23 protein-coding genes are annotated in these 22,993 nt (G+C 40.4%); 6 read left to right on the forward strand and 17 right to left on the reverse strand.

Features of this window, described 5'->3' with window-relative positions; all coding sequences use genetic code 11:
* Positions 1–382: 382 nt before the first annotated feature.
* Complete coding sequence (locus tag ABC371_RS02140; protein ID WP_412899249.1) at positions 383–1,258, forward strand: VanW family protein; 876 nt, start codon at positions 383–385, stop codon at positions 1,256–1,258.
* A 1-nt stretch (position 1,259) separates the two neighbouring features.
* On the opposite strand, the gene ABC371_RS02145 is transcribed toward ABC371_RS02140, so the two are convergent.
* The 17 genes from ABC371_RS02145 to ABC371_RS02225 form a co-directional block, all read right to left on the reverse strand.
* Positions 1,260–1,868 carry a flavin reductase family protein gene (locus ABC371_RS02145; protein ID WP_412895362.1) on the reverse strand — a complete coding sequence of 203 codons (609 nt, stop codon included), beginning with the start codon at positions 1,866–1,868 and terminating at the stop codon, positions 1,260–1,262.
* A 13-nt stretch (positions 1,869–1,881) separates the two neighbouring features.
* Positions 1,882–2,811 (reverse strand): ring-cleaving dioxygenase, encoded by a 930-nt coding sequence (locus tag ABC371_RS02150; RefSeq protein WP_412895363.1) that lies wholly within the window; start codon positions 2,809–2,811, stop codon positions 1,882–1,884.
* 290 nt (positions 2,812–3,101) lie between these two features.
* Entirely contained in the window at positions 3,102–3,260 is a 159-nt protein-coding gene (locus ABC371_RS02155; RefSeq protein WP_412895364.1) for a helix-turn-helix domain-containing protein, read from the reverse strand.
* A gap of 71 nt (positions 3,261–3,331) precedes the next feature.
* Positions 3,332–3,730 (reverse strand): Crp/Fnr family transcriptional regulator, encoded by a 399-nt coding sequence (locus ABC371_RS02160; RefSeq protein WP_412895365.1) that lies wholly within the window; start codon positions 3,728–3,730, stop codon positions 3,332–3,334.
* A 262-nt stretch (positions 3,731–3,992) separates the two neighbouring features.
* Positions 3,993–4,694 (reverse strand): respiratory nitrate reductase subunit gamma, encoded by a 702-nt coding sequence (gene narI, locus ABC371_RS02165; RefSeq protein WP_412895366.1) that lies wholly within the window; start codon positions 4,692–4,694, stop codon positions 3,993–3,995.
* Between the two features lie 197 nt (positions 4,695–4,891).
* Positions 4,892–5,494 (reverse strand): nitrate reductase molybdenum cofactor assembly chaperone, encoded by a 603-nt coding sequence (gene narJ, locus ABC371_RS02170; RefSeq protein ID WP_412895367.1) that lies wholly within the window; start codon positions 5,492–5,494, stop codon positions 4,892–4,894.
* Positions 5,491–6,993, reverse strand: coding sequence for a nitrate reductase subunit beta (gene narH / locus ABC371_RS02175; protein WP_412895368.1), 1,503 nt, complete (start codon positions 6,991–6,993; stop codon positions 5,491–5,493). Before narH ends, narJ begins: the two co-directional genes overlap by 4 nt.
* Positions 6,983–10,660, reverse strand: coding sequence for a nitrate reductase subunit alpha (locus ABC371_RS02180; protein WP_412895369.1), 3,678 nt, complete (start codon positions 10,658–10,660; stop codon positions 6,983–6,985). The genes narH and ABC371_RS02180 overlap by 11 nt, the downstream gene beginning before the upstream one ends.
* Positions 10,644–10,928, reverse strand: coding sequence for a hypothetical protein (locus tag ABC371_RS02185; protein ID WP_412899250.1), 285 nt, complete (start codon positions 10,926–10,928; stop codon positions 10,644–10,646). The genes ABC371_RS02180 and ABC371_RS02185 overlap by 17 nt, the downstream gene beginning before the upstream one ends.
* Positions 10,929–11,096: 168 nt before the next feature.
* Positions 11,097–11,408, reverse strand: coding sequence for a hypothetical protein (locus ABC371_RS02190; protein WP_412895370.1), 312 nt, complete (start codon positions 11,406–11,408; stop codon positions 11,097–11,099).
* A 39-nt stretch (positions 11,409–11,447) separates the two neighbouring features.
* Positions 11,448–11,873 carry a hemerythrin domain-containing protein gene (locus ABC371_RS02195; RefSeq protein WP_412895371.1) on the reverse strand — a complete coding sequence of 142 codons (426 nt, stop codon included), beginning with the start codon at positions 11,871–11,873 and terminating at the stop codon, positions 11,448–11,450.
* A gap of 361 nt (positions 11,874–12,234) precedes the next feature.
* A complete protein-coding gene (locus tag ABC371_RS02200) occupies positions 12,235–13,734 on the reverse strand; it encodes a nitrate/nitrite transporter (protein WP_412895372.1) in 1,500 nt (499 codons plus the stop codon).
* Positions 13,735–13,917: 183 nt separating this feature from the next.
* Positions 13,918–14,523 (reverse strand): nucleotidyltransferase family protein, encoded by a 606-nt coding sequence (locus tag ABC371_RS02205; protein WP_412895373.1) that lies wholly within the window; start codon positions 14,521–14,523, stop codon positions 13,918–13,920.
* On the reverse strand, positions 14,483–15,523 hold the full coding sequence (locus ABC371_RS02210) for an XdhC family protein (protein WP_412895374.1): 1,041 nt from the start codon (positions 15,521–15,523) through the stop codon (positions 14,483–14,485). Before ABC371_RS02210 ends, ABC371_RS02205 begins: the two co-directional genes overlap by 41 nt.
* A 25-nt stretch (positions 15,524–15,548) precedes the next feature.
* On the reverse strand, positions 15,549–16,022 hold the full coding sequence (locus ABC371_RS02215; RefSeq protein WP_412895375.1) for a (2Fe-2S)-binding protein: 474 nt from the start codon (positions 16,020–16,022) through the stop codon (positions 15,549–15,551).
* The gene (locus ABC371_RS02220) at positions 16,009–16,857 is read right to left on the reverse strand and encodes an FAD binding domain-containing protein (RefSeq protein ID WP_412895376.1); all 849 of its coding nucleotides are present in this window, start codon (positions 16,855–16,857) and stop codon (positions 16,009–16,011) included. The genes ABC371_RS02215 and ABC371_RS02220 overlap by 14 nt, the downstream gene beginning before the upstream one ends.
* Positions 16,854–19,175, reverse strand: coding sequence for a xanthine dehydrogenase family protein molybdopterin-binding subunit (locus tag ABC371_RS02225; protein WP_412895377.1), 2,322 nt, complete (start codon positions 19,173–19,175; stop codon positions 16,854–16,856). Before ABC371_RS02225 ends, ABC371_RS02220 begins: the two co-directional genes overlap by 4 nt.
* A gap of 212 nt (positions 19,176–19,387) precedes the next feature.
* Here ABC371_RS02225 and ABC371_RS02230 point away from each other — a divergent pair, with 212 nt between their 5' ends.
* The 5 genes from ABC371_RS02230 to ABC371_RS02250 are packed head-to-tail and all read left to right on the forward strand — an operon-like array spanning position 19,388 to position 22,974.
* Positions 19,388–20,287: an ABC transporter ATP-binding protein gene (locus ABC371_RS02230; protein ID WP_412895378.1), complete on the forward strand. Its 900-nt coding sequence runs from the start codon at positions 19,388–19,390 to the stop codon at positions 20,285–20,287.
* A gap of 2 nt (positions 20,288–20,289) precedes the next feature.
* Positions 20,290–21,036 (forward strand): ABC transporter permease, encoded by a 747-nt coding sequence (locus ABC371_RS02235; RefSeq protein ID WP_412895379.1) that lies wholly within the window; start codon positions 20,290–20,292, stop codon positions 21,034–21,036.
* Complete coding sequence (locus ABC371_RS02240; RefSeq protein WP_412895380.1) at positions 21,037–22,173, forward strand: sensor histidine kinase; 1,137 nt, start codon at positions 21,037–21,039, stop codon at positions 22,171–22,173.
* Positions 22,170–22,772: a response regulator transcription factor gene (locus tag ABC371_RS02245; protein WP_412895381.1), complete on the forward strand. Its 603-nt coding sequence runs from the start codon at positions 22,170–22,172 to the stop codon at positions 22,770–22,772. Before ABC371_RS02240 ends, ABC371_RS02245 begins: the two co-directional genes overlap by 4 nt.
* 22 nt (positions 22,773–22,794) lie before the next feature.
* Entirely contained in the window at positions 22,795–22,974 is a 180-nt protein-coding gene (locus ABC371_RS02250) for a hypothetical protein (RefSeq protein ID WP_412895382.1), read from the forward strand.
* Positions 22,975–22,993: the final 19 nt, after the last annotated feature.

Raw genomic sequence — 22,993 nt, forward strand, 5'->3', positions numbered from 1 at the left:
GTGTACAACTTCACAAAGTTGTCAAAATTTTTTTAGCTACTTGTTTTTTTCGTAATATATTGAAAAACTGTAGCTAAAAGTTTATTTTTCCAAAATAATTTCTTTTGATTTTTTCCACTGTGTAAATGATGATAACATCAAAACTTTAAAAAGTTGTTACAAAATCAGGAAGGAAGTTTTTGGCAAATACAAATTTCCTTAACATAAGTGTTCCAAACCTTGATGTGTTGCATATCACAGGTGTTTTTTCGAATTTGAACATTTTGTTACAATCTCAAACAAAAAAAATTCTCCCTATTATTAATGGAATTTCAAATATCCAACCATACTATAAAAAATGATGTTCGTAAGGGTGGTGGGGACACTGAAATTATTGTGGACTATGATGCTTTTCTTTTCTGTTCAGCAATTCCAGCCTCAGGATCATGTATACATAACCTATAAAGGGGATCCGATCGCGACCGTGAATCGTGCTGAATATTCTCTTCCATTGCTCGGTGTTCCTACATTGGACACCAAAAAATTCACAGATTTTCTAACTTATTTAGATGAGCAAGTATACGAGGAACCAAAGGACGCAAAGATCGGTAAATCAGGTGATATCGTCAAGGAACATGTAGGCGTGAAATTAAATAAGGATAAATTCACAAAATTGTTTTTCTCTAGTTTTTTTGGAAAAAAGGATTTTATTGAGGTTCCTATTGAGCGAATTTATCCACGTGTAGATAGCGAACTTTTATCAACCATTCGGGTAAAAAAGATTGGACAATATGTGACGCATTTTAATTCTTCTAATAAAGAGCGTGCCACAAATATTGCTCTTTCGGCTGCGGCCATTGATAGTTATGTGCTGTTTCAAAATGAAACCTTCTCCTTTAATAAGGTTGTTGGCAAGCGAACCGCTGCCAGAGGATATCAGCCTGCTCCTGAAATCATTAGAGGTGAATTGATTGAAGGAATCGGTGGTGGAATTTGCCAAACCTCGTCGACCCTATTCAATGCTGTCGACCTTGCCGGTGTTGAGATCGTTAAGCGCTATTCCCACAGCAAACGTGTTGGCTATGTACCTCCAGGACGCGATGCTACAGTAAGCTGGTATGGACCTGATTTTCTTTTTAAAAATACATACAATCAACCGATTTTAATACGAGCAAGGGTTAATGGCGGAACGATTATCGTTTCTGTATATTCTTCGGAGGACATCAATTATACGCCACGAAAGATTAAACCTAAAAAGGAAAAGAGAGACCAATCTTAACTTACTTTGGTCTCTCGATTTCAAACACGTTTCCTATTTTCGCATAATAATTTCCTGCCAAACGGCTTACCGCTCCTAGTTTTTCTTGGTCAATTCGGCCGTTGTTATATAGTTCCTCATCGACATTAAACTGGACCACTTTACCGATGAGCAAATCACAACCAGGCTGTTCCTGACCGCCTAATTCGATTGCCTGCTCCAACACACATTCCATTCGAATTTTGGCTTCCTTTATCCCCGGAACTTTTATAGTTGTACTTTCAACCGGAGTTAGTTTGGCCAGCTCAATTTCACTTTCATTTGGTGGAAGACTTGCTGCGGTGATATTGATTTTTTCTACATTACTCTGATCCACGATATGAACGACAAACTCTTTTCCTTCTAAAATATTTCGAGCCGTGTCCTTCATAATTCCCTCTTTCCGTTGAATCGATAATGAAATGAGAGGTGGATTGGATGATACTATATTAAAATAACTAAAAGGTGCACCGTTTAGCGTACCTGTATTTGATAGCGAAGTTACAAATGCAATGGGTCTAGGGATAATGCTGCCAATTAACAGTTTATAATTGTCCCTTTCCGAACTCTTATTTGGATCAATTGAAATCATTTTTAATCTCCTTTTAATCCAGATTTCTTACTTCAAATGGTAACAGGACATTTTCTATTTTTTGACGGTGTGGCTCATATTGTGGAGGTAGCTTCAGTTCTGAACCCATTTTCTCATATTCCTCATCGATTCCAAATCCCGGAGGATCTGTCGCAATTTCAAATAAAATTTCACCATGCTCTCTAAAATAAATGGCATTAAAATAATTTCGGTCGCGCACTTGTGTTACCCCATAGCCATGATCGGCAATGTATTGTTGCCACTGTAATTGCTCCTCATTATCCTTTGCACGCCATGCAATGTGATGTACGATCCCCACACCCATTTTGCCTTTTTCACCTGGGGTTCGTTTTACATCAATCACATTTCCAATGTCACCTTCAGCTTTACAGCGAAGAAAATCTCCTTCCTCACCAATGCGCTCTAGTCCCATTACTGATAGAAGTTTTTCAGTTTGTTCAGGCTGTGAGGAAAATAAAACCGCACCACCAAAGCCCTTTATTGCAACATTAGAGGTCACGTCTCCAAATTCCCACTTACTGTTTGCTCCTTCTTCTCGTTCTACAAGTTCAAGCTGCAGACCGTGGATATCATTAAATTGGAGATACTGTTCTCCGAAACGCTCTGTTTTTTTATACGAGAGCTTGAACTTGGTTAACCTTGATTCCCAAAAAGGAAGTGCTCCCTTTGGAACTACGTAGGTTGTTACTCCCACTTGTCCATCGCCAATTTTACCTTGATATGCATCTGCCCACGGGAAAAAAGTTATAATGCTACCTGGATTACCGACGTCATCTCCAAAATAAAAGTGATACGTACCTGGGTCATCAAAATTGACTGTTTTTTTCACAAGACGCAGTCCTAAAACACCAGCATAGAAATCGACATTCTCTTGGGGATGTCCAACAATGGCAGTAATATGATGTATGCCTGCTGTTTTCATAGTTTCTATCTCCTTTTATCATTCGTTAATTTAGTTTCCAACAATAAGGTCGGAATATTCGCTTCGAGCGCATTATCTTTAATTGAGTTATCTTGAATTCAAGATAATTTTATATCATGATTTGGAAATTGTCAATTTTAGATCGGCCAAACCATTTTAAAAGCCTTCCGTTTCGTCCGGAAGGCAATTATATACGAGAATGGCATTGTTTTTTAGTTGTTTGCTTTCTTCTTTAGCTCGTCTAGTTGTTTGATGATGATTTTTCTTTGTCCTTTTAACTCAATTAAGCCTTAGTTTTGAAATGCTGAAAGCCTTCGACTGAGAGTCTCCTGTGAGGTTCCAAGATAGGATGCGAGGTCTCCTTTGCGAATCGGCAGTTCAATCTTCTTCGTTGCTTCTTCCTGCCCTTCAATAAGCTCGACTAAATAGCCTGCTACGCGCTTTTCCACATCTTGCGAATTTAATTTTTCAATGAGTGTTTCCGTTTCATGGAGACGACTCGTGAATTCCTCTAAGATTTTTAATGAAATGGTTGGATAACGTAGGAGTAATTGATGAATGTCCTGTTGCTTGATGGTGCAAACCCCGTATCTTCCATTGCCTCTGCAAAGCTAGTCGTCATCGTTTTTGAAAAGAGGGATAGCTCGCCAATGAAGTCTCCTTCCTCAACAAATCGGATAATTTGTTCTTTCCCGTTTTCCGTAATTCGGTACATTTTTACAAAGCCTTTATGGACAATAAAAAGTTGTTCGGAGAGTTCATCTGAATGGAATAAAAGCTCACCTTTCTTCAAATGTTTGCTCACCGCAACTTGTGAAATTTCAGCCATTTCGTTTTCAGTCAAATGGTTGAAAATCGGTACCCTTGAAATACATGAGTTTTTCATGTGCTCATCGTGATTACAAGATTGATAGGACATTCATCTTCTCTCCTTTATTTAATGATCGGTAACACGCACTGTTGGATGGAAGTCTTCTTTAAACATACCAGATACTAGGAGAAACTACCTTGTTAAAACACCTATGATTCCTAAAGTTGACACAATTACAGAGAACTGTTTTCCTCCAATTTGTTTACAGCTTTATTGTAAGTGTAACTAGAAAGAGAAACTTTGACGGGGGTCAAAATTGGGGATGAATTTAGATATTGAGGAAATAAAAAAGAGGAGGTTAGCCCTCCCCTTAGTTTTGACGAGTATTTTTCGAATAGCCATCGCGCGAACGGTATTGCTGTGGTGCTCTCGCTGGGTAGCGCAATGGAAAACTAAACATATGAACGAGCTTTGTAAATGGAATTGATGCAAATAACAAGAATGACAGAATGACGTGAATTTTAAACAGAGTAGGAACCCCAAGCATTAATTCGGGCTGTGGATTTAATGTGAATAAGCTACGGAACCACGGCCCAATTGAAACCCGATACTCATATGCCGCTACGGTTGTGTTATACACCAATGTCATGTACGTCCCCAAACCAGCAATGATAAGCAACAGAATGATTGTAAAATAACTGCCTGCTGACGTATGGACATGAACGCGTTCAATTACAAATTTTCGAATCAAAAATAGAACTAATCCAATCACCACCATAAGCCCAGCAACGCCTCCTCCGGCTATGGCAAAAAGGTGATATGTATGGTCGTCGATTCCGATTGCATTGTAAAACTCGAGAGGAATCAGCATCCCCATTACATGACCAATAAAGGCGAAAATAATCCCATAGTGAAAGATCACAGAAGCGTAGCGCAGCCACTTTTTCTCAAAGATTTCTGTAGATGGTGCCGTCCAGCTTTTGCCTCGAAACACAAACCGATAAAATGACCCTACGACAAGGATTGCTGCGCATAAATAAGGATATGCTGTCCACCAGAAATGTAATTCCATTCAATGACCTCCTTTCAATTTCATGAAGCAAAGATTAAACTTATCCACATAAGAACATTTGTTTTCCACAGCCTGTGGATCCTTTTGTGGATAGTGTTGAAAGATCACCCATTTTCTTTTTCCACAATATCCACGTTATCCACATAAAAGCATCCTTTTTATCCACATTGTCCACATTATCCACAGAGTTATGAACATTATTGATAAAACATTGGATATGGAAGGTCTTCTAAATCGGCTTTTTCACGCTGATTTTCTAACAAAGTGATTTCTTCTGCTTCTGGTGCTTCAAAGACAAACATCATTAATAGGTCAATAATCCGGTAGTAAGGATTCGAATTTAAAAGGTTCTTATGAATTCGATCAACAGCGAAGGCTAAGCGGCGGTATAACCGTTCAAAGTTTTCACCCTCTGGTGCATGTGCTAAAAGTTCAAACAGCATCGGGATATAATCCACAATTTCCTTACCGTGATATTCAAATCCACCTTCGACGATTAGCTTTTGTAGCTTAATTAATGCTGCTCCTCGTTTTCGGCTATCCCCTAATTCATGTGCTGTTAAATATAATCCTGTTTTATCCTTATAATCGAAGGTCTCTACATAGAGTTCCTGTAATTCAAGCAATGGCATCTTAGAGAGAGGTGCAATTCTTTCTAAGATTTCATTTCTCATTTTTACAGAACCTACTTCTTCATTCACATAATCCTCGATATCCGGATACCCTTCAAGAAGGGCTTGATCCGGATAATCAAGGATTCGGGACATCATCATTAATATAGCTTTTGCTTCATTGGTCATTGATTTCCACTTCTTTCAAATGGATATGTCACCATTCCTTCTGGAGGAGCTAAATCCTCAATACTACATGCGCCTTGCTTATAATGGAGGTCTTCATCCATTTCACGGCGACCGGTCGGAATCACAAAGCGCTCATTGTATTTGGCAACCCCTAATAAGCGCTGCATTTCTTCAAGCTCTTCTGGTGTCGTTTTTGCTTCCTTTAAAAGCTTGTTCATTGACTCACCATCAATTCCTCCAACTGTTTTTGCCCGCATGTGAACACGCATCGCAGCCATTTTAAGTAGGACACGGCGAATAACACTCGTATCATCTGCTGATAAAATAGATGCTAAGTACTCCATCGGGATTCTCATGTCATCCACAGCTGGAATATAGCCATCTGCACTTAATGACTGCTCGTTCGTGATATGGTTCATGATTGGACTAAGTGGCGGCACATACCACACCATAGGCATGGTGCGATATTCAGGGTGCAATGGCAATGCAATCTTCCACTTCATCGCCATTTTATACACGGGTGACTCCTGCGCACTGTTAATCCAACTTTGATTAATTCCTTGTTCTTGGGCTTTTTCAATCACTTCTGGGTCAAATGGGTCTAAAAAGACAGAGAGCTGTGATTCATATAAATCCTTCGGGTCTTCTACAGAAGCTGCTTCCTTCACACGATCAGCATCATATAAAACAACCCCGATATAGCGGATTCGACCTACACATGTTTCGGAACAAATGGTTGGTAGACCCGCTTCTGTACGTGGATAACAGAAATTACATTTTTCTGCTTTATGCGTATTCCAGTTATAGTACACCTTGTGGTATGGACAACCATTCATGCAAAAACGCCAGCCACGGCACGCATCCTGGTCAACCAGAACAATGCCATCCTCATCCCTTTTGTAAAGTGCACCTGATGGACAGGAGGCAACACAGGATGGATTTAAGCAATGCTCACAAATTCGTGGTAAATACATCATGAATGTTTTTTCATACTCCATCGCAATATGCTCTTGAAGCTTCTGCACATTAGGGTCCATTGGGACGACTTCACTACCACCTGCAAGGTCATCATCCCAGTTTGGTCCCCATTCCGGCTTATCCATATATTTTCCTGTAATCATTGATTTTGGGCGCGCTACAGGAATATTTTCCCCTTTTTCAGCCCAATGAAGATGTTCAAAATCATAAGTCCATGGCTCATAAAAATCATCAAACTCTGCCATATTTGGATTGTAAAAAATGTTTGCCAATTTGGAAATTGGACCACCAGCTCGAAGGTGTAGCTTCCCATTTCTTAATGTCCATCCACCCTTAAAGCGATCCGTGTTTTCCCATTCTTTCGGGTACCCTGGTCCTGGACGGGTTTCAACATTATTGAACCAGACGTACTCCATTCCTGGTCGATTGGTCCATACATTTTTACATGTGACAGAACAAGTATGACAGCCAATACATTTGTCGAGGTGCATCACCATTGCCACTTGTGCTTTAATCCTCAAGCCAATCGACCTCCTTTAATGGGCGAACAATTGTCAACGTATCTCTTTGGCTACCTGTTGGTCCATAATAATTGAAGCCATAGCTTAGCTGTGAATAACCACCAATCATATGTGTTGCCTTTGGATAAATTCTGGTCACGCTGTTATGTGTTCCACCACGATTTTTATTAATTGTATTTCCTGGCACTCCCATTGTGCGGTCTTGGGCATGGTGCATATAGACCGCTCCGCGCGGCATTCTGTAAGTTAGAACCGCTCTTGCAACAACGGCGCCGTTCCGGTTATATAACTCAATCCAATCGTTGTCCTTAATCCCGATTTCAGCAGCATCCTCTTCATTCAACCAGACAACCTGCCAGCCTCTAAAAAGCTGAACCATGTTGCGGGTATCTGTGAACATCGTGTGGATTCCCCATTTTTGGTGAGGTGTCATGTATCGAAGAGTAATGGACTTCCCTCGATTCTCGACCTCTTTTTCACCCTTAATAAAAGGACCTTTGTTAATAGGCGGAAGATAGAGCGGCAGACCTTCACCATAATCAAGCATCACTTCATGGTCTAAATAGAAGCTTTGTCGTCCTGTAAGAGTGTGCCACGGAATGTGGTACTCTTTGTTAACCGTAAATGGTGAATAACGACGGCCATCACTTTCGAGCCCACTCCAAACAGGTGTTGAAAGGGTTTGTCTCGGTTGGATGGTCAAGGCATCTAATGTAAAGTCCTCTTCCTCTCGCGCCTCTGAAATATGCTCCAGCTTCTTCCCTGTCTTTTGCTCCATCGATTTCCAACCTTCAACCGCACGCTTACCATTTGTCGCTCCTGACATAAGAAGAATCGCATTAATGGCTTTCACATCGGAATACAAGGAAGGAAGACCTTTTCCAATCCCTTGTGATTTTGAAGGTCCTAGTCGGTCCAATAAGGATGGATAGACCTTATCCCCAGGGATTTTAACCCCTTTCGTACCGTAGCCATTTTTAATATTCGGTCCGACAGTTATCCACATGTCATACACATTCGGATAATCACGTTTCACGAAATTGAGGTTTGGCATTGTTTTTCCTGGAATTCCTTCCACTTCACCTTTACGCCAATCCTTCACTTTTCCGAAAGGTTGAGCAATTTCATTGATTGTGTCATGGGCAAGGGGTGAAATGACGAGATCCTCTTGTGCCGGCAAATGATCTTTCGCAAGCTCTGAAAAGACTTTTGCAATTTCCCTAAATGCATCCCAATCACTTCTTGTTTCCCAAGGTGGGCTAATTGCTGCATTAAATGGATGGACGAATGGGTGTAAATCTGTTGTACTTATGTCTTGTTTTTCATACCAAGTTGCTGCAGGCAGGATAATGTCAGAGAACAGTCCAGAGCTGGTCATTCGGAAATCCATACTAATGAAGAGATCCGTCTTTCCTTCAGGTATTTTTTCTGAAATCTTGACATCCTTTGGTTGCCAAGATTGCTCAGGATCTGATAAAATCGTATCCTTTGAGCCAATTAAATGCTTGACGAAATACTCATGACCTTTCCCGCTGTCACCTAATAAATTGGAGCGCCAATTAAAGAATACTCTCGGGAAGTTCCGTGGGTCATTTGGATTTTCAATCGCAAAATCAAGTTTTCCATCGACGAGTTGTTTGGCTATGTCATCAATCACAGCTTGGTCATCACTATTTTTTGAACGAGCTTCCTTCATGACATCCAATGAGTTTTGCGATAGTGTTGGGAAGCTTGGTAACCAGCCAAGACGTGCTGACATCGCATTAAAATCAGCCGGATGCATGTTGGAATATTTGCTGCCCCAGTCTGTCTCACTATCATCAAAATCATATTCATAACGGAACTGTTCGGTTGCAAAATAGAAAAACGATGTGCCATTCATTAAACGCGGTGCTTTCACCCAATCATTCGCAAAGGCAATTTGGGAAAAGCCCTCTAGTGGACGAACTTTTTCTTGTCCCACATAGTGAGCCCAGCCGCCACCATTGACACCTTGTGAACCTGTTAATAGGACAAGATTTAAAATGGCGCGATAGATTTGGTCACTATGGAACCAGTGGTTTGTTCCTCCACCCATCGCAATCATCGATTTACCTTGGGTTAGAGCTGCATTTTCTGCAAATTCACGCGCTACCTGGATGACGTGTTCCTTTTTCACACCCGTAATGCTTTCCTGCCACGCAGGTGTATATGGTCTAGCTGCATCATTATAATCAGTCGGATAATCACCTTGAAGTCCTCGGTTTATACCGGTGTGAGCAAGCATTAGGTCATAAACGGTCGTCACAATCAGTTCATTACCAGATTGGTCCTTCATTCGTTTAATTGGTACACCGCGAACCACTTTTCCGCCCTCTTTTTCTGCGAAATAAGGGAATTCTACCAATACGACTTCATCGGATTCCTTCATAAAACTTAACTTCGGATTGATACTCGTACCATCCTCCGTTGTCATATCAAGATTCCATTTTGTGCTGCTATCCCATCTGAAGCCTTGGCTTCCATTTGGAATCGCGATTTGATTTGAGTTTTCATCCCAAACCACAGTTTTCCATTCACCAAGCTCTTGTTGATCGGAAAAATCAGATGCACGCAGGAACCGGTCGGATCGATAGTTTTCTCCTTTTTTACCCAAGGTAATGAGGAACGGTAAATCCGTGTATTGTTTCGCATAATCACTAAAGTATGGCGTTTCTTGATCCACATAAAATTCTTTTAAAATAACATGAGTCATGGCCATTGCAAGTGCACCATCTGTCCCCGCTTTTGCAGGAAGCCAAATGTCAGCAAACTTGTCATATTCCGCGTAGTCCGGGCTAACTCCGACCACCTTTGTACCGTTATAACGAGCTTCCACCATAAAATGGGCATCAGGGGTTCTCGTTTGTGGAATGTTAGTCCCCCATATAATGAAGTATTTCGTATTGTACCAATCACCGCTTTCCGGAACGTCGGTCTGGTCACCCCACACCTGTGGTGATGCTGGCGGTAAATCTGCATACCAATCATAGAAGCTAAGAATGGTTCCTCCGATTAGGGATAAGAATCTTGCACCACCTGCGTAGCTCACCATCGACATAGCCGGAATCGGGCTAAACCCTACGACCCGGTCTGGTCCGTATTTTTTGATGGTATAAATGATAGATGCTGCGATGATTTGGCAGACGTCCTTCCAGTTACCTCTAACAAATCCGCCTTTACCACGTGCAGAAACATAAGCCTTTCGCTTTTCAGGGTTGCTCACGATATTTTCCCAGGCTTGTACCGGATTATCAGCCTTTGAGACTTCATCCTTCCAAAGAGCGAGGAGGTCACCTCGTACATACGGATATTTCACCCGTGTTGGGCTATATGTATACCATGAGAAGCTCGCACCCCGTGGACATCCGCGGGGCTCGTAGTCTGGGAAATTGTCCCCAGTTGTCGGATAGTCTGTTTGCTGAGTTTCATAGGCAATAATCCCGTCTTTGACATGGATTTTCCAGCTACATGAACCCGTACAATTCACACCATGCGTGGAACGGACAATCTTGTCATGAGCCCAACGTTGGCGGTAGATTGATTCCCAGTCCCGCGGGCGTGGATTTTCTTCTGTCCAACCATCGTTTATACGCTCTCCACGCACTAAATGCTTTAGCGAGTGGAAGAGACTATTCTGCTTTGCCAATGTCTCCATCCCTTCCCTTTATATTTTTTGCCAATGGGTTAAAGTCCTCACCCACTAACCTGAAGCTTTGTGTACCTGCTTGAAATTCTTCAAGAAATACCATCCAGCTTGATGCATTTGCTGCCGCTAAGATGAGACGCTGAAGTGTACTCATATCCTGAATTTCATAGATTTCTTCAATCATTTTCCCAGGAATATCGCCAAATCTCATCCGGATAATCGCAATCAAATCTTCCCGATCATCAATTAACATTGCGTCATTCTCCATCGAAAACAACAAACCAACTCCTTTTTTATTTAGAAATGCTCAAGGCGCCCGCCTATCGGCGACAAGCATAAGACGAGCGCTGACAGAAGGTGCTTTTTACCTTCAGAAGCGATTGGCTTATGACCTCGAGCCGATGGCGCCTGAAGCTAGACATCGAAAACTACATCCCTATATTTTAATCATCTTGTAATAGTCTGATATCAACTGGTTCTTGCATTTTTCAGCTGTTTCTTTGAGAAAAGAAGTAATCTCTTCATCTGGATCTTTTGCCTGCTCAAAACTTATAAAAGTAGTGACAGATTGCGAAAAGGATTGAGAGAATCGCAATGTTAGATCATAGCCTTTTTCTTGCTTTATTACAGTTGCATAGATATCGTAGGAATGAATGTTATATGCGGAAAAAGTATCAACCATCATTTGATATAAGTTTGGTGCTGCAAACCTTAGCAGTTTTTCCTCAATTACATCTTTTTTACCCATTTTCATCCCCTTTCCTCTATTTCCTAATTTTTCATTTTATTATTCGTTGTTGGCTAGTAATTTATTCATCTCATCATCGTTATGGATCTCATCAATAATAATTAAGCTATCCAAGAGAGGTATCATGCGATGATCAGCCTCTTCTGTCTCCAAGCTTTTCTTCATCGTTGCAACGATTCGACGCATTAAATCATGGTCTCGTGTTAATTGATTCACGATTTTTTCGAGCTTCGGATTATTCTCTATCATTTCTTTATATAAACCTTCTTCTTCTGAATCAGCATGTTTCAGAGTTCTAGATTCCCAATGGTCGATTGCCACCTCTGCAACCTGAAGGGCTTTTTCTTTATCTCCTTCTTCAATACACTTCCGAAATAGATTTCTGAGCTCCTTCGCTTCATGTAAAGCGGCCTCATGAATCGCTGAATGAGCATCTGTTTTTCGTAAACTTGGTCCTGTTGCCATTATGTTCATCCTTTCTAATTTCAACTTTCTTCTTAATCCTTTCCATCTTGAGTCTCGTTAAACTTCTTAGCTTACATTTGGTCGAAAATTGTCATAAATGAGGGGGAATGAGGGGAGTCGGTTTGGGGATTTGCATCGGCGGCCACGGAATTTGCGTCTCGTCTGAGATTTTTCGTCGGCGGTCAGAGATTTGCGCGTTATTTTCGATATTTGCGCGTTAGCTCGGCGGATATGCGCGTTATTTTCGATAATTGAACGTTAGCTTGGTGGATTTGCGCTTTATTTTCGATATTTGCGCTATAACCCGGTTTCCACATTTTCCAAAGCACAAATAAGAGCTGAAGTCTCCCTCAGCTCTTGTTCATGTCTCATTTTCAGTTAAGTCGTTGAAGAGGCCGACGTAGTATTTGACCTCACCTGCTTCATTTTTCACCTCACTTATGGTCAGCCATTCTCGATAGAGCTCTTTGTTTTTGCGCCGATTCCAAATTTCGCCCTGCCAATACCCTTGATTGCGTATTGACTTCCACATCTGGTCGTAAAATGCCGCATCATGCTTTCCAGAACGTAGAATACTTGGTGTCTTTCCGATTGCTTCTTCTGGCGCAAATCCGGTAACCGTTGTAAAAGCTTGGTTGACTTTTTGAATGACTCCCTTTGGATTTGTGACCATCATCCCTTGGGCTACATTCTCAATAAGCTTTGCTTCAAGCTGAATTTTTTCAGTGTAAAACATCCACACAACGAATACAGAGCTTAATAGTGCAAACATGGCAAGCGACATAAATCCAATTGCATAATGTCCTGTCATACCAAACACAATCGAAAGCACGATGGGTGGGAAAAATCCACCTAAACCCCCCATGGCCGACACAATTCCGTTGACAATCCCAGCTTGCTTTGAAAAATAATATGGTACTAGTTTAAAAATCGTTCCATTTCCAATTCCCGCAAAAATGGAGACAAGCAAGCAACCGATTGTGTATAAAACTATATCTGGTGTGAAAGCCAGAAGTACTCCTGCAAAAGTGATCACATTAAAAACAATGAACAAAATTAAATAGGGATTGAACTTATCACCAAGCCATCCTCCAATTGGTCGCATAAGAGTTGCCAGTGTAATAAATCCAGCCGTGCGTAAGCCAGCGTCAACTGTTGTTAACCCAAAATAAGTAACTAAAAAGTTCGGTAAATATACAGTAAACGCCACAAACGAACCAAATGTGACAAAATAAAATAGGCTGAGGAACCAAAGCTTTTCATTTTTATACACACTTTTAATCTGTTCACTCAATGGTTTATTGACTTTAGGCTCATTGCGGTCACCTAGTAAAAAGTTTAAGAGTGCAAATAAAATAACAGGGATGAGAAATAATCGAACCGTGCTTTGCCACCCAATGTTTACTGCGAGCACAGGGGCTGCAAAAGAAGTGATTGCTGTCCCAATATTTCCTGCACCGTATATCCCGTTCACAAACCCGTGACGTTCCTTCGGGTAGTACTTCGGTAAAGAGGTAACGCCAATTGAAAACAAGGCTCCTCCAACCCCGATGATTAGTCCACCAAGAACTAAATCAAACATAGAATCCGCAATACTAATATAAAAAATCGGAAGGATCAGGATGATAAAACCAATAAAAAACAACCATCTAGCTCCATAACGGTTTGTCCAAAAACCTAATAAAATTCTGAGCAGAGAACCTAAAATAACTGGAACAGCGGTGACTATTGCTGTTTGATTATCCGATAAAGGAATATCCTGCTTTATACTCGACATCAAGGATGACAGAATCACCCACACCATAAATCCAACAACCAAACTTGCCGTTTGAAGTGGCAGCTGCAACTTTTGCGTCCTCATTCTTCGTTCTCCTCCTCCAAACATTCCATTTTACATTTCCCCTAGTTTATGGAATTCCAAGAAAATCAAACATATTTTTTGCAGATAGAAACAGGAAGTTCCTTATAGATTTATGGCAGCAAAAATAAGGCATTCTATATAGGTATTACATTAAACCTATAAATAACACCTTAACCCAGTTAGTTATTCGAATTTTTTGATGGCTTCATAATCTTCGGGCGTATCGACATCTCTTACTTTATCAATCTCGGTATCAAATAAAATCTTATTATTAAAATTGGCGATTATTTTTTTTGCACCGATATCCCCGTGCAATTCCATAAGTTTCGGAAACATTTTTTTCGAAAATAGGATGGGAGGATACACGACATTCTCATTCCTGTACCCAAGAATTTCTTTTGATTTTTCTAACCCATATGCCTTTATTAGAAAATCAATCATTTGGGAGGTTACGAATGGTTGATCCGCGAGCAAAATAATCACTGCATCTGCATTCATTTTTATTGCTTCCTTCAAGCCAGTTTTTATGGAGTAAGACTGGCCCCCTTTGCTCTCTTTTGAAGGAATTTTCGTCCATCTTTTCTGATATGGTTTTGAAAACATAGATGAATCAACCCATGACAATGGATCATTTTCGTTGGTGACTACAAGAACATAATCGATAGCAGAATCAAGGGCGTTTTTAAGTGCAATCGAACCTAATGGGAGCCCCCTAAACTCGAGCAATAATTTATTTTTTCCCATTCGACTACTCTTTCCTGCTGCGAGGTAAATGCCCACCACTTTCATTTATAGCACCTACCTCCCCTTTTTCACCTCTCATTACTAAAATCATTTCAGCCAGTATACTTATGGCTATTTCAGTAGCTCCCTCTGCTCCAATAGGTAAGCCTACGGGGGCTGAAGCCCATGGAGGTTTGCTAGATTGACCAAACAATAAATTAATTCTATGCTTTGATCCTAAAATACCAAAATATCGTGGTTTCTTTTTTAATAGGAAGGACACAATTTCTTTATCCCTTTTTAAATTGTGAGTCATTAAGACAACAAAATCTTCATGAGTGAAGGTAAGCTTCTGAAAAACATCATTTGGAAATCCAACTATGAAATCATCGGCTTGTAGAAAGTGATCTCTGTTACAGAGTGATTCACGCCAATCACAAACAATTACAGAAAACCCTGTTTGTGCCGCTAATTCCACTAATGGTTTTACATCGGGGCCAGCTCCAAAGATGATCAGACGTTTTCCCGGAATATAGGTATGGTAGTATATTAGATTTATCAAACCTGATTTAGTGGGCCATTTGCTAGTATCTATGGTTTCTATTCTGTTATCACCAATCACTTCTCCTTTTTCTGTACGGTATCCTGAAAATTCAACGGTAAAATTCGAAGCAAATTTGATTACATGTAACACCCTTATCCCACTTTTCAGTTGAGCACGAACTCTTCTTAAGTTCTCTTTTAGGCTAACATCCACCATTTCTAGTAAAATATAAATTACTCCGCCACAGCCAATTTCTTGTCCCCATATGACATCATCTTCTGCGGTCGAATCGTAAACAACCGTTTGGCTTTTCCCATCATTGAATACTTCTTTCACTCTATAGCTCAAATCTTCTTCTAAACAGCCTGGGCTAATCATGCCAACTTTTTTTCCATCCTCGTAAAATAACATAGAGGTGCCTTCCTTTAGATAAGCAGAGCCCTCTACATGAATGATTGTGGCCATTACACTAGGTTGAGTACTCCTTATTGCCTGTTCTATTACTTGAAAAACATCATGCATGTTTTCTCACCAACTTTCTGCATACCTACTGATCATGCGAAAAGTTTATGGCAGATTTGACCGCTTTCTCAATTTCTAAATAACCTGTGCAGCGACAGATATTTGATTCGAGCCACTTCGTTATTTCTTCATCTGAAGGGTTCTTCTTTGATTCTAATAAAGCATGGCAATTCATTATAAAACCCGGTGTACAATATCCACATTGAAAAGCAAAGCAATCTACAAAAGCCCCTTGAATCGGCGAATCTAAACCTTCAATTGTAACAATCTCTTTACCAATCGACTCTACCGCCAAATTCAGGCAGGACTTTTGAGCAATCCCATCAATGATAACCGTACATGCTCCGCAGTCACCATTTAAGCAGCCGGGTTTCGCCCCCGTAAACCCTAATTTAGAGCGTAAAACACCTAAAAGAGTCGCTGACATGCGAAAGGATACCTCTGATTCCTCACCATTTATTCGTAACGTTGAGCTTTTTTTGAATTCAGATGGCTTCATTTTCCTCTCCTCCTAATGTTTGTAACACATCATAAAGGATATTTTTTAATACAAAAATTCTGTAACGTGAAGTGCCTTCCGTGTCATTCAAGATTGGTACGTTTAGGCTGTTAATGGCAAGTTCTATTCTCTCTTTATAGGAAAGCTCTGTTTTGTTTAACGCATCTTCTATTTGATAGGAACGAAAGGGAAAAGGTGAAAGACCACTAATCGCAACTCGAATGTCCTGTTCAAATTTAAGCGCAGCCACAGTCAGTAAAGGATATCCCGTATTCCATTGGCGTCTTCTCTTTATGGTAAAAAAGGGCACTTCTAAAAATTTTCGTTCTGTCTTTATTTGCATAAGCAACTCGCCTCGTTTTAATAAAAGCTGCTCCTTAAAGATTTCTGAAATAGGAACGCTTCTTATGCCTTGGTTGTTTGCAATAATTAAGGTGCTATCCGTTAATAAAAAAGGCAATACCGCTTCCCGATAAAAAATCTGACCACATATATTCCCACCGACTGTAATCTTATTTCTCGCTGTACGGTCGGCAATCTCACTAACAGTTTGACTCAATAACGGAAATAGGTTCTTCTCCTCAATAGTTGTTAACGAGAGAGATGCACCTAATACAAGGAACTCCTCATTTAACTCGTGAACCTTACATTCAAGGATATTTTTAATATCGATAACAGAACCAGTTCTTACGATATTTAATCTCCCTAGTGTAATAATTTCTGTTCCACCCGAATAATACATGGGGGATTTTCCCTCTTTATCTGACTCATTGAATAAACGTACTGCTTCCTGATACGTTTTGGGGTTGTGGTACTCGAAATCATAGGATATCAAATCTCCTCCCCCTTACATCTCCAAATTAATTCAGGTGTCACTGGCAGTTCATTTAGTTCGACACCCGCTGCAAGAGTCAGGCTATTAGCTAGTGCTGCTGGCATTCCCAATATTCCGTGTTCCCCAACCCCTCTCGCCCCATAGGGAGCGTCTATCTGGGGTGTAGTCACAAAATCTACAAGATAGTCCGGATTTTCTCCGTAATGAATAGGTCTATAGGTTCGAAGCTGTGGGTTTGTGACTCTGCCTAAATGATCAAAAATAAAGGTTTCTCTACCCGCATAAGCTAACCCCATACTCATAGCTCCCATTACTTGACCGACTGCTGCTTTACGATTCAAGACGGTTCCAATGTCCACTACCGTTACGGCTTTTTTGAGTTGGTATGTAAAATCTCTTTTATCGTATTCTACTTCGACCGCGTGGGCTGCTACAGTCCATTCCGGACCAGGTTGACCAGCGCCTGTATTTGGATCTAATTTTGTCATTCTTCTTATTACATAATTTCCGTGACCCATAATTTGACCACCAATTGTATTTCCATTTGGAAAAGTATATCCATAGACAACTTCTTTAAAATCCAAACTTACTTTCGGATCATCACGTAAGAACACTTTACCGTCGGCTACTTCAAGGTCTTCTGTCGAAACCCTTAATACGCAAGCTGCAATGTCCTTTATTTGTCTAATCACATCTTCCGCAGCTTCTAATACTGCTCTTCCACCCATAAAAGTCCCTCTACTGGCTACTGTCTTCCAATGCTCTGGGGTCGTTTGTGTATCAATCTGCATTCTTACATGTATTTTATCAATGCTTAGTTTCAATCTTTCTGCAAGAATTTGAGCCAGAACGGTCTTTGTCCCTGTTCCAATTTCAACTACACCTGACATTAAATTAATACTTCCATCTGGATTAAAAGTAAGGATAACACCGGAACTAGCGTCCGGATCAATAGTAGATGTTTTCCAACTACACGCAATCCCCTTAACCCGAATTTTTCTTTCATTTACTTCTTCCATTTGTCCCTGATTCCAGTTAATCAGTTCTTTTAAGCGATCAATACATGCTGGTAAATTTCCAACATTGCTTCTGTTTAATACAACCTGTGTCGGAGTGGTGTGCCCAGGAAGAATCGCGTTTCTCTTTCGTAACTCAAGAGGATCCATTCCTAGTTTTCTTGATAGTTTATCCATTGTTCGTTCAAACGCAAATAGTACCTCCGAATGACCAAACCCTCTAAATGGACTTCCATATGGGTGATTCGTGTATATGCAAAATGAATTGCACCATACATTTTCGATATGATACGGTCCTGTACAATCCACTCCGCCAGCACGGCTTACATCAATCGCTTTATCGGAATAGGCCCCGCCATCGAAAAGGTAAACCATTTCAGCCGCTTTTATAATTCCTTCCTTGGTACTTCCAATTCTTACTTTCGCTTCTAAACCAACATGACATGGTGCAGTCGTTAAATCTTCTTCTCGTGTATATGTAAGTTGTACACGCCTTCCTCCGACGGCTTGAGATGCAAGATATGCAAGGATTTCCCATTGAACAGGGGCCTTTCCTCCATAACCTCCACCTACAAAAGGGGTTTCGACAACAATTTTTCCAACCTCTATCTTAAAATAAATACTCAGTAATTTTTTCACCATAAAGGGTGCTTGTGAGGAAGTCGTAATGTAAACATAACCATCTGGTTTAATTTCTGCTGTTGCACTTCTCGTTTCCATCGCTGAATGGCTAGATGGAGAAAACTTATACGTTCCCTCAACAATCACTTCCGATTGCTTCCAACCTAGATTCATGTTCCCTTTCCGTATTTTTGTCGTATTGGATATATTGGAATTAGGTGTAGGATAAGCTGTTCCTATCGTTTCATAATTACTCAAGTTTGGGTGTATGAGTGGAGCATCTTCTTTGAGGGCTTCTGATGGATTATGGATGACGGGTAGTAATTCATATTTTATATCAATCAACTCTGCTGCTTCTTTAGCAATGTCCGGACGCTCTGCCACAACAAGAGCTACAGGTTCTCCATAGTATCTTACTTTCTCTACTGCAAGTGGAGGACGATCCCTTATTTCTTCCCCCGTAAGCGGAAAATCACTCCTCCCAAGGATAATTGCTTTTACACCTGGGATATTTTTGGCTAATGTATCGTCTATTGATACCATCTTTGCATGTCCATATGGGCTTGTTTTCATCTTCACATGAAGTGTGTGGGCGGATCGTTCATCAGCGGTATACATTGCTCTTCCTGTCACCTTGTCAAAGGCTTCTTTTCGAATAACACTCTTCCCTATAATGTTCATTTTTTTCACCCCCAATTTTATCTTCTTTATAATATATGGAGGTGTCTTGAGAACTTTCCCTTTTTTCTATTTCGGGCAATCACAACCCGGAGCGAATTATCTCAAATCTGGGTTATCTACCTTATACACATGACAAAAGTCATCTAAGTTGATGACATTCTCCACTAACCGAGATTGTTCTAGCGTTTTACAATAATGGTGGAGGTGTTTTTATGGAACCGATTATTGAACTAAACCAGGTTAGTAAGTTGTTTAAAAACAAAACAGCCGTCGATAAAATCTCTCTTTCCATTCAAATGGGTGAGGTTGTTGCCATTCTAGGACCAAATGGTGCAGGAAAGACGACCACAATGATGATGTTGTTAGGATTATTAGAGCCATCCGAGGGTCATGTTAAGGTATTCGGAAAATCACCAAAGGAAAAAGCCACCCGTGAAAGAATCGGCGCTTTGCTACAAGAGGTTAGTGTGATCGACGCTTTAAAGGTCTCGGAGATTATACAACTATTCAGAAGCTATTATCCAAAAGCCTTACCCTATGAGGAATTAGTGGAGTTTACTGGCTTTACGAAGGATGAATTGCAAAAACGCGCCAATAAACTTTCTGGTGGTCAAAAACGCCGTCTTGGCTTTGCACTCGCTATGGCAGGTAATCCCGATGTCCTTTTCTTTGATGAACCGACAGTCGGCATGGATGTGACCTCAAGAAAACTGTTTTGGAATACCATAAACGAATTGAAAAATCGTGGAAAAACCATCATTTTCACTACCCATTATTTACAAGAAGCCGACGACATCGCTGAAAGAGTTGTTCTGTTTCATGAAGGAAAAATTGTTGCTGACGGAACCCCTGATAAAATAAAGACTAGGCTGTTAAAACAATCTGTTTCATTTAGTCCCCTTTCCGCAATAAGCTATGAAAAAATGAAAACCATTGCCCATGTAACGGATGTATATGAAAAGAACGGTCGGATCTTTTTATTAACTGACAATACAGATGCTGTTTTGGCCTCTATATTTAGTCAAAAGCTCCCCGTCCAAAATATCGAAATCGACCGCGGTCGCCTTGAAGATGCATTTGAACAATTGGTTGAAAAAAGGGAGGCTATCTAAAAATGAACGGTTTTTTCATGCAATGTAAAGTTGAGATTTTGAGGATTTTCAGAAATCCTTATTATGTATTTTGGTCATTGTTCATGCCGATTGCTTTTTATTTTGTTTTCACGAGAGTCTTTAATTCAGGAATGGATGATCAGCAGTTATGGAAGGCTCATTATTTAATGTCAATGACGACGTTTAGTGTGATGGGCTCTGCCATTATGACACTCGGGATCCGGCTTGTTGAGGAAAGAAAACAAGGCTGGTCCATGTTTATGAGAATTACCCCTTTGTCTGACCAAGCATATTTCGCAGCAAAAATGGTGGGGCAAACCGCGATTCATATTTTTTCAATCATCATTATTTTTACTGCTGGGGCACTCATTAACGGCGTTTCTCTCTCTGCATTAGATTGGATCATGGCTGGATTATGGATTTTATTCGGTTCACTGCCTTTTCTCGCAATAGGGACACTTGTTGGAACGATGAAAAGAGTAGATACTGCTTCGGGTGTTTCGAATATGATTTATATGGTGCTCGCCATAAGTGGTGGTATGTGGATGCCGATGGAAATCCTGCCGAACTTCGTACAAAGCATTGGAAAATGGCTCCCATCTTATCATTTTGGCAGCGGCGCCTGGGAAATTGTTCGCGGTGGTCATCCGCATTGGCTTAATTTCGCACTTTTGATTGGGTATCTTCTCCTATTCGTGTTACTATCAGGATATACAAGAAGAAAACAGGAAGTGGCGGTGGTCAACTGAATGCTTCATCATTTAAGGAAGTTTAGGGTCTTTCCTGCAAGGTATGGGTTCTTCCCCTATATTTTTTTAGTGTATCTAGCCTTACCTGCTTATTATGTATTTTACGAACAAGGTTGGAAGCAGATTGTCGGGATTGGTCTTTTATTATTGTTCCTTGTGACGTACCGGCAGCTCTATAACTCATCTTCTATAAAAGCATACACATTCTGGCTGGTCGTACAAATTTTCATTATTGTTATTCTAGCAATCTTTTATAATCTATATAATGTTTTTTTAGGATTCTTTTCAGCCCATTTTATAGGTTGGTATCAGAATAAACGGTTTTTTAAATGTGGCTTAGGGTTATTAGCCGGTGCAATCCTTCTTCCCATCATCGTTCGTTGGGAATCACTAGTTCTAGAAGACCTCTATTATAGTGCGATTTTTATTGTAATTATGTTCCTCTCCCCTTTCGGCATCCGTTCTATGAATAGCCGTATGGAGCTAGAAAAAAAGTTGGAAGAAGCCAATGAACAAATTGAAGAACTCGTGAAGCGAGAAGAGAGATTGAGGATTGCAAGGGATCTTCATGATACATTGGGACATACACTATCGATGATTACGTTAAAAAGTCAACTTGTTCATAAATTGATCAGCAAGGATCTTGAAAAAGCCAAGCTTGAAACGAAGGAAATTGAACGCACCTCCCGCTCTGCACTTAGACAAGTGAGAGAATTAGTGTCTGACATGAGGGCCATTACAGTCGCAGAGGAACTCATTGAAACGGAGACTATTTTGCAGGCAGCAGGTATTTCATTTGTATTTAATGGAGATTCAAAGCTCGAGGACGTCCCATTGCTGACACAAAACATCCTAAGTTTGTGTCTGAAGGAAGGCATAACAAATGTTGTCAAACATAGCCAAGCCACTAGTTGTACTGTCCAACTTTTAAATTTGCCGGGTAAACTTGAACTTTCCATCTATGATAACGGAAAAGGTCTTGAAGAAAAAACGGCTGAAGGTAACGGGTTAAAAGGAATCAATGAAAGACTACGTTTACTAGACGGTTTTTTAAAAATTACATCGCAAAATGGGACGAAGCTCATTATCACGATTCCGCTTATCGCTAAAGAGAAAAAGGCTGGTGTTGGTTCTTGATTAGAGTAATAATCGCCGAGGATCAAGGAATGCTCAGAGGAGCATTAGGCTCTTTATTAGACTTTGAAGATGATATTGAAATAGTTGGCGAGGCTTCAAATGGCAAAGAGGCATTAGAGTTAATTCTCTCCCTCAAGCCTGATATTTGTCTCATGGATATCGAAATGCCGTATATGAGCGGTCTTGAAGTGGCTGAAGAAGCAAAAAAGAGTTTAGCAACTTGTAAAGTCATCATCTTAACGACATTTGCTCGTCCGGGTTATTTTGAAAAAGCCGTTAAAATCGGCGTACATGGTTATATGTTAAAGGATGGCTCGGTTGATGAACTTGCAGAGTCTATTCGGAGTGTGATGAAGGGCAAACGTGAATTTGCTCCTGAATTAATATTCGGTAGTATGAAAGAAGACAATCCTCTTACTGAACGTGAGCAGGACGTACTGCGATTGGCTTCAGAAGGGAAAACTTCAAAGGAAATTTCAGCACAACTCTTTTTATCTCCCGGTACTGTCCGTAATTATATATCAGAGATCATTAATAAGCTGGGCGTAAAAAACCGCACCGAAGCTGTAACCGTCGCGAAAGAAAAAAGATGGATTTAAGTTATTTAGTGGAGGAGCATCAATGAAATCAATTCAGTCTAAATGGCTATTCGTATTACTAATCATTTTATTTATCACTTTGGTAGGTCAAATCGTTATACACTGGGAAGCAAATATGAAGCTCGTGTTGTTTAATGGGGTTTGTGCATTCATACTCGGTGTTATGATAATTATGATTCGCAAAAGATTTCACAACCGTTAGTAGGACAACTGGAAAAATC

The sequence above is a fragment of the Bacillus jepli genome (assembly GCF_047238305.1).
Lineage (GTDB): Bacteria > Bacillota > Bacilli > Bacillales > Bacillaceae_L > Ferdinandcohnia.

What these genes read in the sequence shown, in the direction of transcription:
- ABC371_RS02140 (WP_412899249.1), top strand. Translation starts at nt 383, where the DNA reads ATGATGCTTTTCTTTTCTGTTCAGCAATTCCAGCCTCAGGATCATGTA.
- ABC371_RS02145 (WP_412895362.1), bottom strand. Translation starts at nt 1,868, where the DNA reads ATGATTTCAATTGATCCAAATAAGAGTTCGGAAAGGGACAATTATAAA.
- ABC371_RS02150 (WP_412895363.1), bottom strand. Translation starts at nt 2,811, where the DNA reads ATGAAAACAGCAGGCATACATCATATTACTGCCATTGTTGGACATCCC.
- ABC371_RS02160 (WP_412895365.1), bottom strand. Translation starts at nt 3,730, where the DNA reads ATGTCCTATCAATCTTGTAATCACGATGAGCACATGAAAAACTCATGT.
- narI (WP_412895366.1), bottom strand. Translation starts at nt 4,694, where the DNA reads ATGGAATTACATTTCTGGTGGACAGCATATCCTTATTTATGCGCAGCA.
- narJ (WP_412895367.1), bottom strand. Translation starts at nt 5,494, where the DNA reads ATGACCAATGAAGCAAAAGCTATATTAATGATGATGTCCCGAATCCTT.
- ABC371_RS02185 (WP_412899250.1), bottom strand. Translation starts at nt 10,928, where the DNA reads ATGGAGAATGACGCAATGTTAATTGATGATCGGGAAGATTTGATTGCG.
- ABC371_RS02190 (WP_412895370.1), bottom strand. Translation starts at nt 11,408, where the DNA reads ATGGGTAAAAAAGATGTAATTGAGGAAAAACTGCTAAGGTTTGCAGCA.
- ABC371_RS02195 (WP_412895371.1), bottom strand. Translation starts at nt 11,873, where the DNA reads ATGGCAACAGGACCAAGTTTACGAAAAACAGATGCTCATTCAGCGATT.
- ABC371_RS02200 (WP_412895372.1), bottom strand. Translation starts at nt 13,734, where the DNA reads ATGAGGACGCAAAAGTTGCAGCTGCCACTTCAAACGGCAAGTTTGGTT.
- ABC371_RS02205 (WP_412895373.1), bottom strand. Translation starts at nt 14,523, where the DNA reads ATGAAAGTGGTGGGCATTTACCTCGCAGCAGGAAAGAGTAGTCGAATG.
- ABC371_RS02210 (WP_412895374.1), bottom strand. Translation starts at nt 15,523, where the DNA reads ATGCATGATGTTTTTCAAGTAATAGAACAGGCAATAAGGAGTACTCAA.
- ABC371_RS02215 (WP_412895375.1), bottom strand. Translation starts at nt 16,022, where the DNA reads ATGAAGCCATCTGAATTCAAAAAAAGCTCAACGTTACGAATAAATGGT.
- ABC371_RS02225 (WP_412895377.1), bottom strand. Translation starts at nt 19,175, where the DNA reads ATGAACATTATAGGGAAGAGTGTTATTCGAAAAGAAGCCTTTGACAAG.
- ABC371_RS02230 (WP_412895378.1), top strand. Translation starts at nt 19,388, where the DNA reads ATGGAACCGATTATTGAACTAAACCAGGTTAGTAAGTTGTTTAAAAAC.
- ABC371_RS02235 (WP_412895379.1), top strand. Translation starts at nt 20,290, where the DNA reads ATGAACGGTTTTTTCATGCAATGTAAAGTTGAGATTTTGAGGATTTTC.
- ABC371_RS02240 (WP_412895380.1), top strand. Translation starts at nt 21,037, where the DNA reads ATGCTTCATCATTTAAGGAAGTTTAGGGTCTTTCCTGCAAGGTATGGG.
- ABC371_RS02250 (WP_412895382.1), top strand. Translation starts at nt 22,795, where the DNA reads ATGAAATCAATTCAGTCTAAATGGCTATTCGTATTACTAATCATTTTA.